This window comes from Amycolatopsis sp. (genome assembly GCF_035276945.1).
Lineage (GTDB): Bacteria > Actinomycetota > Actinomycetes > Mycobacteriales > Pseudonocardiaceae > Amycolatopsis_E.
In genome coordinates, this window is the sequence record NZ_DATELF010000089.1 from 1 (window position 1) to 12677 (window position 12677).

Genomic DNA, 12677 nt, shown 5'->3' on the forward strand with positions numbered 1-12677 from the left:
TTCTGCGCCATCCGAAGCTACCTCTCCACCGCCGCAAAACACGCCAAACACTTCCTCGAAGTCCTCATCATGCTCGCCAAGGGCCGCCCCTGGATGCCCACACACCAATAACCACACCGCGACCACCTGACCAGTTACGGCAACGACGCACCGCAGAATGGCTGGTTCGTGGATCGACAGCGCAGACCTTCGTTTGATCCGCGACCAGGTCGGCACGCCGGTCTTCATCTACAGCGAAGCGCAGCTGGTCCGGAACGTGAATCGCATCAAGAGTGCCGCTGCCGCCGCCGGTATCGACAACCGCCTCGAGCTCTACATACCGTTCTTCCCGAACTCGAACCCCCACGTGCTCGGATCTTTGCGAGACCTGGGGGTCGGGCTGCTGCTGCAGCTGCCCGGCGAGCATGCGATCGCCACTCAGTTCCGGTTCGACAAGTTCATCGTCTCGCCCGGGCACGTCTCCGACGACGAGATCGCGTTCTGGGCCAAGACCGGCCACCCGACCTTCCTGTCCAGCCTTGACGAGGTGGCCTACGCGCTGCGCATCGGCGCGCCGTCGATCAGTGCCCGGATCGACAGCCTCGACTCGGGCAAACCAGGCATCAAGTTGGGCGAGCTGCCGCGCGTGGTCGAGTTGCTGCGGCAGTACGAGCGCAATCTTGACTGCTTCGAAGTGTACTGCGGCAGCGGGAATTCGCGGGATGACATGATCCGGGTCATCGGGACCATGTTCTCCATCTTCACCGAATACTTCCCGCATGTGCGCTCGGTGAACTTCGCCGGTGGGCACGGATTCTCCTATGGCGAGTGGGACGAGTCGGCCAAGCATTTCGACTGGCACGAATACCTGCGCGCGCTGCGTGAGACGGCAGAGAAGATAAGCGTGCCAGAGCACGTCAAGTTCATGTTCGAACCGGCCCGCGACGTACTCGCCGATGTCGGCGCGCTGCTGCTCAGCGTCAAGCGAGACCTGGTCACCAACCCGATATACAACCTGGTCGCCACAGACGGCTCGCGGATGCTGATGCCTTCGGCTCAGCTTCGCGACCGCCACCACAACGTGGTGTTCCTGGACTCGGAGCTGAACGAGATCCGTTCGGCGGACGGGTGCAATGCCGTGCTCCGCGGCCGCACCATCCTGCGCAACGACTACATCCTGCCCGGCGAGTACTGGGTGCCCGACGGTGTCGACGCGAACAGCCACATGGTGATCCTCGACGTGGGCGCCTACTGCGCCACCCAGCACATGGAATTCCTCAATGTCCCGCCGCCCGCCGAGGCGCTCATCGACGCCGAGGGGAACGCACACCTGATCACCGCCCGCGGTGACGACCTGGACAAATGGCGTCACCTGCTCGCGTCGAAAAAGGAACTGGCTCGCTGACCGTGGAGACGACGACATTGCGAGTTCCACCGGTCGGGGATCCCGGGGACCTGGTTTCCGTGGACGCCGTGGACGATCCGTTCACGCTGTTCACCGAGTGGTTCGAAAAGGCGCGGGAACGGGAGTTGAACGACCCGAACGCGATGGCGCTGGCAACATCCGACGAGGCCGGCCTGCCCGATGTGCGCATGGTGCTGATGAAATCGTTCGATTCGAGCGGTTTCGTGTTCTACAGCAACGCGAGGTCGCAGAAGGGGGTGGAATTGACGGCGAACATGCAGGCGGCCGGTGTCCTCCACTGGAAGTCGCTAGGCCGCCAGGTGCGCTTCCGGGGCCCGGTTGGGCACACCACCGACGCCGAGGCGGACACCTACTTCGCGTCACGGGTGCGAGACAGCAGAATCGGTGCCTGGGCGAGCCGGCAGTCGCAGCCACTGGCCGGGCGCGAAATCCTGGAAGCCGATGTGCGCCGCGAAACGGCGCGCTTCGACAACGCCGACGTGCCCCGGCCGCCGCAGTGGGTGGGCTACCGCATCCGGCCGGTGTACCTCGAGTTCTGGACGAACATGCCGTTCCGGCTGCATGACCGGCTGGTGTTCCGGCGGGAGACCCCGGACGGCAAATGGAACGGGGGGCGGCTGTACCCATGAGCCACGATGCGACCGCCGGACTCCAGTCGGTCCGTGAAACAGTCGGGGCGGCCTGCCGCGAAGCTGGCCGCGACCCCGGCTCGGTGACGCTGGTCGCGGCGTCCAAGACAGTGCCGGGAGAAGTCATCGAGAAGGTCATCGCGTTTGGGCACTGCGTTTTCGGCGAGAACCGCGTCCAGGAGGCCAAGTCGAAGTGGCCGGTGATCCGGTCGGGTGCTTCGCAGGTCGAACTGCACCTGATCGGGCCACTGCAGTCGAACAAGGCCAAGGAGGCCGTGGCGCTCTTCGACGCCATCCACTCCATCGACCGGCCGAGCCTGTGCGAGGCGATCGCCAGGCAGTGCGAGAAACAGGGCCGCCGACCCCGGCTGCTCGTGCAGGTGAACACCGGCGCCGAGCCACAGAAATCGGGGGTGCTGCCCGCCGATGTGGACGCGTTCGTGCGCGACTGCCAGAACGCCTACGGCCTGGAAATCGCGGGCCTGACGTGCATCCCGCCGTTCGACGAGCCGCCCGAGCCCCACTTCACGATGGTGGCGGCATTAGCGGAACGCAACGGGCTCGAGTCGCTGTCGATGGGCATGAGCACCGACTTCGCCACCGCCATTGCCTACGGCGCGACCCACGTGCGGGTCGGCACAGCCATCTTCGGAGCGCGCGCATGACCCGCCCGGCGCGTTACGACATCCTATTCGAACCGGTGCGGATCGGCCCGGTGGTGGCCAAGAACCGCTTCTACCAGGTGCCGCACTGCAACGGGATGGGCCGCGCCTACCCGAGTTCGATGGCCGCGATGCGGGGCGTGAAGGCCGAGGGCGGCTGGGGCGTGGTCTGTACCGAGCAGTGCGATGTGCACTACTCGGGCGCGCACCAGCGCGAACTGCGGCTCTGGGACGGAAAGGACGTGCCCTACCTGGCCAGGGCAACCGACGAGATCCACGAGCACGGTGCCCTCGCGGGCGTGGAGCTGGTGCACAATGGCTCGCACGTGCCGAACCTGGAGACCAGGACGGTGCCGATCGCGCCGAGCGCGCGGCCGACGAAGGGGATCTTCCCGGTCACCGCACGGGCGATGGAGAAGGACGACATCCGGGCGTTCCGCCGCTGGCACCGTGAGGCCGCGCTCAACGCCAAACGGGCCGGCTTCGACATCGTCTACGTCTACGCGGGCCACGAGATCTCGCTGCCGGTGCACTTCCTTTCCCGGCGGCACAACCAGCGCACCGACGAGTACGGCGGGAGCCTGGAAAACCGCGCCCGGCTGCTGCGCGAACTGGTCGAGGACACCAAGGAGGCGATCGGCGACACCTGCGCGGTGGCCATCCGGTTCGGCGTGGACACGCTGCCCGGACCACGCGGCACGGCGAGCGGGGACGAGGCCCGCGAGGTGGTCGAGATGCTCGCCGAGCTGCCCGATATGTGGGACGTAAATCTCAGTAACTGGGACAACGACGGCCAGACAGCGCGCTTCGGTGGCGAGGCCTACCAGGAGCAGTACGTCAAGTTCGTCAAGACGGTGACGACCAGGCCGGTGGTCGGCGTCGGCCGGTTCATCTCGCCGGACACCATGGTGTCGATGATCCGGAACGGCACGCTGGACTTCATCGGCGCGGCCCGTCCGTCGATCGCCGACCCGTTCCTGCCACGCAAGGTCGAAGAGGGCCGGTTCGAGGACATCCGCGAGTGCATCGGCTGCAACGTCTGCGTGGCCTGGGACAAGGCGAACGTGCCGATCCGGTGCACGCAGAATCCGACCATGGGCGAGGAGTGGCGGCGCGGCTGGCACCCCGAGCGCATCCCGCCCCGGGACACCGACGACACGATCTTCGTCATCGGCGCCGGCCCGGCCGGGCTGGAGGCGGCCAGCGCGCTGGGCCAACGCGGCTACCAGGTGCTGCTCGCCGACCGCGACCGTGAGCTGGGCGGCCGGGTGAGCCGGGAAAGCCGGCTGCCGGGGCTGGCCACCTGGGCGCGGGTGCGCGACTACCGGCTCGGCCGGTTGCGCCGGATGGCCAACGTGCAGTTGCTGCCCGACAACGAGATCACCGCGGACATGGTGCTCGAGTCGAAATGCTCGCTGATCGCGGTCGCCACCGGCGCGAGCTGGCGCGCCGATGGAGCGGGGCGCTACCACAGCGAGCCCGTGCCGGCCCTGGGCGCCCTGCCGGTGTATACGCCGGACGACGTGATGGACGGGCGGCTGCCGTCCGGCCGCGTCGTGCTGTTCGACGACGATCACTACTACCTGGGCGGCGTGATCGCCGAGCAGCTGATCGAGGCCGGCTGCGAGGTCACTTTCGTGACGCCGGAAACGTTGGTGTCCTCGTTCACCCAGTACACGACCGAGCAGCGCAAGGTGCAGCAGCGGCTGCTCGAATCGTGCGCGGCGGTGCACCTGTCCACCACGCTCACCCGCGCCGAACGTGGCGCAGCGCACCTGGCCTGCGTCTACACCGGCCGCGAGACCGCGGTCGCCGCGGACGCACTGGTGCTGGTCACCGGGTGCCTGCCGCGCGACGAGTTGTACCAGGAGCTCCGGGCACTGGGTGAGCCCGCGCTGCGCGACGCCGGCATCCGCCGGGTGGTGCGTATCGGCGACTGCCTCGGGCCCGGGATCATCGCCGCCGCCGTCCATAGTGGACATTTGTTCGCCCGGACGCTGGACACCGCGCTGACCGACTGGACGCCGTTCCGCCGTGAGAACGTCGAGCTCGGCTGGGACCAGCCGCTGCCCACTGGACGGAGCTGATCGTGGAGGAGTTCAAGGCGCTGGTCGGCAAGGTCGCCACCGGCGCGGTGCTGAGCCGGGATGAGTCCGCGTGGGCGTTCGACCTGATGACCTCGGGTGCCGCGACGCCATCGCAGATGGGCGCGTTCTTGATGGCGCTGAGGATGCGGGGCGAGACGGTCGAGGAGATCACCGGCGCGGTCACCGCCATGCGCGCCAAGATGCGGACCGTCGAGGCCCCGGCCGACGCGGTCGACGTGGTCGGCACCGGGGGCGACTCGTCAAACTCCTACAATGTGTCCACCTGCGCGGCGTTCATCGTCGCGGGCGCCGACGTGCCGGTCGCCAAGCACGGCAACCGGGCGCTGTCGTCCCGGTGCGGTGCGGCGGACGTGCTCACCGCGCTCGGCGTGAACATCGCCATCGAGCCGGACCAGGTGGCCCGGTGCGTGCGCGACGCCGGGATCGGTTTCATGTTCGCACCGGCCCACCACCCCGCGCTGCTCCACGTCGGTCCCACGAGAATCGAGCTGGGCACCCGGACCGTGTTCAACCTGCTTGGTCCGCTGATCAACCCGGCCGGGGTGCGCCACCACATGGTCGGGGTGTTTTCGCGCGAGTGGGTAGAGCCGCTCGCCCGGGTGTACGCGGCACTTGGCTCGCGGCGCGCGTTCGTGGTGCACGGCAGCGACGGGCTGGACGAAATCACCATGACCGGGCCGACCACGGTCGCGTCGCTGTCCGATGGTGAGGTGCGCACATTCGAGATCGCACCCGAGGACGTCGGGCTCGCGCGCGCCACGCCGGATGCGCTCAAGGGCGGGGACGCCGACCACAACGCGGCCGCGTTGCGAGCGGTGCTGAGTGGCCGGCCCGGCCCATACCGCGATGTCGCGATGTTCAACGCGGCGGCCGCGCTGGTGGTCGCCGGCCGGACGCCTGATCTGGCCGGTGGCATGGAAATCGCCGCGAAGTCGATCGAGTCCGGGCAGGCGCTGTACCGGCTCCAGCGGCTGGTCGCTGTGTCCAACGAGTGAACGGGAGCAAACATGGCCGACTTCCTTACCGCGATCGAGGCATACAAGCGCGAGGAGATCGCGCGTGCCAAGCGCGAGCGCCCACTCTCGGACCTGCGGCGCGACGCGGAAGCCGCGCCGCCTCCGCGCGGGTTCCTGGCCGCGATCGAGCGCCGGCTCGCGGCCGGTGAGTACGCGCTGATCGCCGAGTTGAAGAAGGCGAGCCCGTCGAAGGGTCTGATCAGGGCGGATTTCGACCCGCCCGAACTGGCTCGCGAGTACGAGGCGGGCGGGGCGGCGTGCCTGTCGGTGCTGACCGACGTGCCGTCGTTCCAGGGCAGCCCGGACTACGTCGCGGCGGTCCGGAACGCGACCGGGCTCGCCGTGCTGCGCAAGGACTTCATGTACGACCCGTACCAGGTGGTGCAGGCCCGTGCCTGGCAGGCGGACGGCGTGTTGATCACCCTCGCTCTCGTCGACGACGCGACCGCGAAAGAGCTCGAGGACGTGGCGTTCTCGCTCGGCATGGACGTGCTGATCGAGGTACATGACGAGCCCGAACTGAACCGAGCGCTCGGGATGCGCTCGCGGCTGGTGGGTATCAACAACAAGGACCTGCGCACGTTCGAGACGGACCTGGGCACCAGCGAGCAGTTGGCGGCGAAGATCCCGGGCGACCGTGTGGCGGTCAGCGAGAGCGGACTATCCATTTCGGACAATCTGGCCAGACTGTCGCGCGCCGGGGTGAACACGTTCCTGATCGGCGAGAGCCTGATGCGGCGTCCTGACCTGCGCGCGGCCACCCGGGAACTGCTGACGCGTTAAGGGTCCGTCAGGGGAGGGCCGATCGGACGAGGGATACGAATTGCCGGATCAGGCCGGGGTCCTTCACTCCGCGTGCGGACTCGAGGCCGCTGGAGACGTCCACACCCCAGGGGTGCGCCGCCTCGATAGCCGAGAGCACGTTGCCCGCGTTGAGCCCGCCCGCGAGCAGCCAGTTGCCCGACGGCCGCTTCTGGTGCAGCAGCGCCAGGTCCCAGCGCTGTCCGGAACCGGCCACCGAAGAGTCGAGCAGCAGCATGTGCTCGCCGTACGCGCCGGTGGCGACCTCGACGCCGGGGCCGAGAGTGGTCGCCCGGATCAGCCGGACGGGAAGTTCCGCCAATTGGGCGAATGCGTTGCGCGGATAGTCGCCATGCAGTTGAATCGCGCGTATTCCACAATCGGACGCGATTCGGCCGGCTTGCGCGGCGGGCGTTCCGCCAAATACCGCGACGGTAAGAATATGCTCCGGAACCGCCTGGGCGAGGTGCCGGGCGACCTCGGGTTCTATTTGGCGCACACTCTGGCTGAACACGAATCCGATGGCGTCCGCGCCGGCTTCGACCGCGGCCGTGACATCGCGCTCGGTGCGAAGACCGCACACTTTCACGAACACGCCGCCGACTTTAGCAGCCGCTGACGGCCCAGCCGGGTAATCTCGGTCACGCGACGTGGTATAATTTGCGGCACGGCCGAGACGGGGAAGCCTGCCCGGTTTCGCGGGCTGGGAGGTGTCCGATGACCATTAGTTTCTGGTTGACGTCACTCGTTGTCGTCGCGACCCCAGGAACCGGGGTGCTCTACACCATGGCCGCCGGGCTGTCCCGCGGCTTCCGCGCGAGCATTGTCGCCGCGATCGGGTGCACGCTCGGGATCGTTCCACACATGGCAGCCGCCATCACCGGCCTCGCCGCACTGCTGCACGCCAGCGCGCTTGCCTTCCACACGCTCAAGTACCTGGGCGTGGCGTACCTGCTGTACATGGCGTGGGGAGCCCTGCGCGACAAGGGGGCGCTGACCGTCGAGCAGGATCCCGACATCCGGTCGGCGTACAAGGTGATCGTCTCCGGCATTCTGGTGAACATCCTCAATCCGAAGCTCACCATCTTTTTCTTCGCGTTCCTGCCGCAGTTCGTCAGTCCGCAGGAACCAAACGCGTTCCTCAAAATGATCGAGTTGAGCGTGGTGTTCATGCTGCTGACGTTCGTGGTGTTCGTCTGCTACGGGAAATTCGCCGCGCTGATCAGGAACCACGTGCTGTCCCGCCCGAAAGTGCTGACCTGGATGCGCCGCACCTTCGCGGGCACGTTCGTTGCCCTGGCCGCAGGCCTGGCGTTCGCCGAGGCATAACCAGTAAGGTTGTCAAATGTATTTCCAGCACTCGGCCGACATATGGGCCGAGTTTCCCGAACTCGTCGTCGGCGTGGTGTTCGCGAACCGGATCACACCCGGCATTTCGGTAGCCAACCGCACGACCCCGTTCACCGAAACCGCTGCATCCAGGCTCGCCACGGGCACCGAGGGTGAGTTCCCAGAAATCCAGGCATGGCGGCGCGCGTTCAGCCGCATGGGCTTCAAGCCGACACAATACCGGTGTGCGGCGGAATCGTTGCTGCGGCGCTTCCGCAAGGAGCGGTCGCTACCGCAGATCCACCCGCTGATCGACCTGTGCAACGCGATCTCGCTGGGGTTCGCGGTCCCGATCGCGGTGTTCGACGTCGCCCAGGTCAACGGCGGCCTGACCGTACGGCACGCGACCGGCGACGAGAGCCACCTGACGTTCGCCGGCGAGACGGAGCACCCGGAACCCCGCGAAGTGATCTTCGCCGACGACTCGGGCCGGGCGCACGCCAGGCGGTGGACCAACCGGCAGAGCCGCTACTCCGCGGTCAGCGACAGCACCGGTTCGGTGCTTGTCGTCGCCGAGGCGATGCACGACACCGCGCTGGCCGATGTGCAAAAACTCACCGCGGCGGTCGCCGAGGAGCTCGGCGCGACCTCGTCGTCGGCCACCAGGACCGCGATGCTCACCGCGTCCTCGCCACGGTTCGAGTTCGGCGCAGACAGCTCCTGACAACGTGGTGTCCCGAACATGACCTCAACAGCTCCGGGACGTTTCGAAACCCGTGCGGCCTTCCGCCGCGTGGAGAAGCATCTCCTTGGCCAGCAGACCACCCATGCTGTGGGTGACGATACAGAGCGGTCACCAATCCCGTGGTTCCGCGGTTGGGCGGAATGTTGACGGGCCGGTCCGGCAAGTTCATGGACCGGTCACGCCACCCGCTCGACCAGGCGTCGTAGCCGACGGTCGAGACCGCGACATCCTCAACGTCGTCGGCCGGCCACCGCGGCCAGAAGGACTCCAGTTCCTCCCGCGACCACGTCCTGCGCGTGTCCCCGTCCAGCCCGTGGACGAACACCACATCGAGAACGGCCCACCCCGGACTGTTGACCGCGAAGACCTCCGTCATTAGCGAACTCCCGTACGCGGCGACGGCACCGTCGTGGGTCGACGAACCGTCCGGTAGGTCGCCTGCCGACTGCTCCTTTCTCTTCTTCCCTTCCTGCTCCTTGAGATGCTTTGGAGAAAAGTCGGGTCTTGGTGTCGGGTTCCGGTCGCCGGCGGTGGGCAATTTCCACGCCGGCCCGTGTCGGAAATTTGCCGAATTCCGGTGGTATGGGAATGCGGTGGTGGGCGCGGCGGGAAAGCGTATTTGATTCGTCGTCGCAAATATTGTTCGGCCGAATCATGGGTACGTTCGGGTGATGGCCACTGGTCGAGGTGGAACAGCGCGCCGGGTCGGAAGTACGCTTCGGCGATGCGACAGGATGGCGACGTGCACGCCACGATCTCGGGAAATGTCAACGGCCAGGTGGCGATCGGTCATGGTAATCGGCTGGTCAACAAGGAGGTGTCCCACGTCCCGCAGGTCACCGATGCAGACATTCGCGAATGGTCGCGACTGCTCGACGAGATCCGGCGGGAGTTGGTCGGTACGTCCTTCGAAGCGGTCGAACAGGCCCAGGAACGGCTCGCCGAACTGGAAGACGCGGTGACCGCGCCCCGGCCCGAGTTGAGCACAATGGAATATGTTCGGAACTGGTTCGCCAAGACGTTGCCGCGCTGGTCGGCCGCGGTGACCTCACTGGTTGTGCATCCTGTGGTCGTCAAGCTGGTCGCCGCGGCCGGAGACGAGCTCGCCACCGAGTTCCGGAATCGTTTTGATCAGTTTCTCTGACGAAACTTCGAAAGGGATCGGATGCCGGAGGACGGCGAAGCGCCGAGATATTCGGCGGTGATCAGCGGCGAAGTCGACGGGCAGGTCGTCGTCGGCCACCACAATGTGCTGATCAATGCGATGCGGGGAGCGTCGGTCACGGTCCGTTCCGATGATCCGCCACCGGTGCGGCGCCGGCGGCGCCCGGCCGGGAGGCCGCTGCCGCGGCGTGGCCGGGTGGTGGTCGGCCGGGATGACGAGGTGGTGCGGATCATCGCGGCCCTGGACGAGGGACGGCCGGTCCAGGTGGTCGGCCCGCCGGGGGTCGGCAAGACGGCTGTGCTGCTGGAGGTGGCCGCGCGTCGCGTGGCTGGCGGGCGGGACGTGGTCTACCTCCCGGCCGCCGGCATACCGGGCCAGGACCTCCTCCAGGAACTGTTCGAGGCCTGTTACGACGTGCACGACTACCGGCCGGAGCACGCTCGGCTGCGGCGGCTGATGGGCTCGATCGACGCGTTGCTGATCGTGGACGACTTCGGGGGGTCCGAACGCGAGTTCGCCGAGTTGCTGGACGCCGCACCGGCCTGCGAGGTCCTGATCGCCTCGAAGGCACCCTGCGCGCGGCCGGACAGCGTGGTGCTGCCGGTCGGGGGGTTGGCCGAAGGCCCGGCCGTGAACCTGCTCGCCGGCCAGGAAGAACGTTCGCTCACCGATGAGGAAATCACCACCGCCAGAGCGCTCTGGAAGGCCGCACACGGCCACCCGCTGGCCCTGATCCAGGCGTGGTCCGCCCTCGGCGCCTCCGGACGCGCCGCCGATCCGGACGTGATCGCCACGGCGATCGCGCCGCGCCTGAGCCCGGCCGCCCAACGGGCGCTCGCCCTGCTGTGCGCGCTGCCGGATCTCACGGTCCCGGCAGAGTTGCTCGCGGCCGGCGCCGACGCCGAGGCGTCCGCGCTGGCCGAGTTGACCGAGGCGCACGTGGTAGAACTCGCCTCCGGTGGCTACCAGGCGTCGGGCAGGCTGGCCGTGGCGGTGGCCGAGCGCACCGGCATCGAGGCCGACCCGGCGGAACTGGGCCGCCGGCTCCTCACCTGGGCCCAAACCGGCGCCACGCTCGAATCCCTGCGGGATGCCGCCCCGGTCATCGTGGGCGTGCTGCGGGCGGCGAGCGCGGGCGGCGAGTACGACGTGGTCCGGGATCTGGCACGGCTCACCGCGCCCGTTCTCGCCCGCACGCTGCGCTGGGGGGCCTGGCAGGAGGTTCTGGAGCTCGGGCGCCAGGCGGCCGCGCGGCTGGGCTCGGCCGCGGACGAGGCGTACTTCGCGCACGAACAGGACGCCCGGAAACGCGCGCTGATGACGGGAGTCGCCGCCGGGGCCGCCGTGGGCGGCGCCCTGTTCGCCGGCAAGACACTGCTCGCCCACCCGGCGGTGAGCGGGACGGCGACCGGCGCCCGGCACGCCGGGCGCGCGCTGGTGGGGAAACCGGCGGTGGTCGGCGGGGTGGCCGCCACGGTCATCATCGGCGCGGTGGTGACCGCCATCGCGCTGACCGGCTCTCCGGCCCCGGTGGCCGCGACCGACGTTCCGATCGCCGCCCCGGAAAGCAGCGTGGCGTCGTACGGCCAGCAGACCACCTTCCAGGAACCGCCGACTTCCAGCGCGCCTCGGAGCACATCGGCGACAAGCCGGAGGACGACCCCGTCCAGCGCGCCAAGCAGTCCGGAACCACCATCCAGCGACCCCAGCTCCGTGGGTGGGGTGCCGGCCGAATGCCAGTCGGGGACCCCCAACGAACCATGGGACCTCGGAACCACCCAGGTCGGCGAAACCAGCACCACTCAACGCTCCCTGTATCTCGGTGACTGCTGGCCCGACACGGGTGCGAACACCGCCGGGTTCACCCTCGGCGGCCAGGACGCGTCGGCGTTCGAAGTCAGCCGCGACCCGGGGTCCTGCCCGAATCCGCTGCTACCGGACGGAAGCACATGCACGGTCATTCTGAAGTTCCACCCGCAACAGAACCGCACGTACGAGGCGGTGCTGTACCTACCGTCGGTCGACGGAAGCCGCAAGTCGACAAGGAAACTCCTGGCCGTGGGCTCCTCCGCCTGACCGCCCGACCGGGCGCCGTCGCCGGTGATTTCCTGCGCTCCGCAGTGAGGGGCGCGGGAGCCAAACGGGTTTCGGTCCGTTCCTCTGCGCGGTAGTGCGGGTTGCCCTGCCAAGAGTTCCGGCAGTGGCCTGTGATGATGGTGCCACGAGTGTCCAACAGGACAGGTCAGTGCCTCTCTTGCGCGGTGCTGACCCCTCTTGATCAGACTGAGGTGAGACACCCCGTGTGAGTGCGGTCCCTGATCGAGGGGCGGGATCGGAGATCGTGTGCACGTGTCCACATCATCTGACGAGCAGCCCGGGAGTCCGGCGGCTGGGGAGCAGGGCGATCCGGCTCCGCGCCCGACGCGGCGGGCGTTCAGTCCGGAGTACGAGCTGGCCATGGTGGCCGAGCACGAGAAAGCCCCCATTGGCGAGAAAGGTGCGATTCCGCGTCGGGAGGGCCTGTGACTCCTCGCACATCATCGAATGGACCCGAGCCCGGGACGCGGGAGCCTTGACCGCCGGCGCGGCGGAGCCGCCGGTGAAACGCGGGAAGAAAACCGCCGAGCGAATCGAGGTGGAGAAAGTCCGCCGCCGGAACGACAAACCGGCCGCCGAGCTGAAAAAGACCCGGATGGCACTGGACACCATGGGAAAAGCACACGCGCTCTTGGCCCGAATCTCCGAGAGCGCGGAGAACGACCAGCCGCCGAGGACGTCATAGCCGCCGCGTTCACCGAACTCCGTACCGCCGAAATC

General features: G+C 67.9%; 13 protein-coding genes. 12 read left to right on the forward strand and 1 reads right to left on the reverse strand.

The features are described 5' to 3' along the window. Positions 1-157: 157 nt before the first annotated feature. The 6 genes from VJT49_RS14995 to trpC are packed head-to-tail and all read left to right on the forward strand — an operon-like array spanning position 158 to position 6603. Positions 158-1384, forward strand: coding sequence for a hypothetical protein (locus VJT49_RS14995; protein WP_324165418.1), 1227 nt, complete (start codon positions 158-160; stop codon positions 1382-1384). Between the two features lie 17 nt (positions 1385-1401). Beyond that, on the forward strand, positions 1402-2034 hold the full coding sequence (gene pdxH, locus VJT49_RS15000; RefSeq protein ID WP_324165419.1) for a pyridoxamine 5'-phosphate oxidase: 633 nt from the start codon (positions 1402-1404) through the stop codon (positions 2032-2034). Further along, the gene (locus VJT49_RS15005; RefSeq protein ID WP_324165420.1) at positions 2031-2699 is read left to right on the forward strand and encodes a YggS family pyridoxal phosphate-dependent enzyme; all 669 of its coding nucleotides are present in this window, start codon (positions 2031-2033) and stop codon (positions 2697-2699) included. The genes pdxH and VJT49_RS15005 overlap by 4 nt, the downstream gene beginning before the upstream one ends. Continuing rightward, positions 2696-4783: an NAD(P)-binding protein gene (locus tag VJT49_RS15010; protein ID WP_324165421.1), complete on the forward strand. Its 2088-nt coding sequence runs from the start codon at positions 2696-2698 to the stop codon at positions 4781-4783. The genes VJT49_RS15005 and VJT49_RS15010 overlap by 4 nt, the downstream gene beginning before the upstream one ends. Positions 4784-4785: 2 nt before the next feature. After that, a complete protein-coding gene (gene trpD / locus VJT49_RS15015; RefSeq protein WP_324165422.1) occupies positions 4786-5799 on the forward strand; it encodes an anthranilate phosphoribosyltransferase in 1014 nt (337 codons plus the stop codon). Positions 5800-5811: 12 nt separating this feature from the next. Beyond that, on the forward strand, positions 5812-6603 hold the full coding sequence (gene trpC, locus VJT49_RS15020) for an indole-3-glycerol phosphate synthase TrpC (protein ID WP_324165423.1): 792 nt from the start codon (positions 5812-5814) through the stop codon (positions 6601-6603). Between the two features lie 7 nt (positions 6604-6610). On the opposite strand, the gene VJT49_RS15025 is transcribed toward trpC, so the two are convergent. Continuing rightward, the gene (locus tag VJT49_RS15025; protein WP_324165424.1) at positions 6611-7216 is read right to left on the reverse strand and encodes a phosphoribosylanthranilate isomerase; all 606 of its coding nucleotides are present in this window, start codon (positions 7214-7216) and stop codon (positions 6611-6613) included. A gap of 122 nt (positions 7217-7338) precedes the next feature. On the opposite strand from VJT49_RS15025, the gene VJT49_RS15030 reads away from it, so the two are divergent. From VJT49_RS15030 to VJT49_RS15055, 6 genes are all read left to right on the forward strand, one after another. Then, a complete protein-coding gene (locus VJT49_RS15030; protein ID WP_324165425.1) occupies positions 7339-7950 on the forward strand; it encodes a LysE family translocator in 612 nt (203 codons plus the stop codon). Between the two features lie 16 nt (positions 7951-7966). Continuing rightward, positions 7967-8674 (forward strand): B3/4 domain-containing protein, encoded by a 708-nt coding sequence (locus tag VJT49_RS15035; RefSeq protein WP_324165426.1) that lies wholly within the window; start codon positions 7967-7969, stop codon positions 8672-8674. Between the two features lie 745 nt (positions 8675-9419). After that, positions 9420-9839, forward strand: coding sequence for a hypothetical protein (locus VJT49_RS15040; RefSeq protein ID WP_324165427.1), 420 nt, complete (start codon positions 9420-9422; stop codon positions 9837-9839). Positions 9840-9860: 21 nt separating this feature from the next. Then, positions 9861-11936, forward strand: a complete 2076-nt coding sequence (locus tag VJT49_RS15045) for a hypothetical protein (RefSeq protein ID WP_324165428.1) — start codon at positions 9861-9863, stop codon at positions 11934-11936. A 273-nt stretch (positions 11937-12209) separates the two neighbouring features. Beyond that, positions 12210-12386 carry a hypothetical protein gene (locus VJT49_RS15050; RefSeq protein ID WP_324165429.1) on the forward strand — a complete coding sequence of 59 codons (177 nt, stop codon included), beginning with the start codon at positions 12210-12212 and terminating at the stop codon, positions 12384-12386. Positions 12387-12459: 73 nt separating this feature from the next. After that, positions 12460-12642: a hypothetical protein gene (locus VJT49_RS15055; protein ID WP_324165430.1), complete on the forward strand. Its 183-nt coding sequence runs from the start codon at positions 12460-12462 to the stop codon at positions 12640-12642. Positions 12643-12677 lie beyond the last annotated feature (35 nt).

Coding starts and splice junctions, on each gene's coding strand:
- VJT49_RS14995 (WP_324165418.1), top strand. CDS start 158: ATGGCTGGTTCGTGGATCGACAGCGCAGACCTTCGTTTGATCCGCGAC.
- VJT49_RS15005 (WP_324165420.1), top strand. CDS start 2,031: ATGAGCCACGATGCGACCGCCGGACTCCAGTCGGTCCGTGAAACAGTC.
- VJT49_RS15010 (WP_324165421.1), top strand. CDS start 2,696: ATGACCCGCCCGGCGCGTTACGACATCCTATTCGAACCGGTGCGGATC.
- trpC (WP_324165423.1), top strand. CDS start 5,812: ATGGCCGACTTCCTTACCGCGATCGAGGCATACAAGCGCGAGGAGATC.
- VJT49_RS15030 (WP_324165425.1), top strand. CDS start 7,339: ATGACCATTAGTTTCTGGTTGACGTCACTCGTTGTCGTCGCGACCCCA.
- VJT49_RS15035 (WP_324165426.1), top strand. CDS start 7,967: ATGTATTTCCAGCACTCGGCCGACATATGGGCCGAGTTTCCCGAACTC.
- VJT49_RS15040 (WP_324165427.1), top strand. CDS start 9,420: ATGCGACAGGATGGCGACGTGCACGCCACGATCTCGGGAAATGTCAAC.
- VJT49_RS15045 (WP_324165428.1), top strand. CDS start 9,861: ATGCCGGAGGACGGCGAAGCGCCGAGATATTCGGCGGTGATCAGCGGC.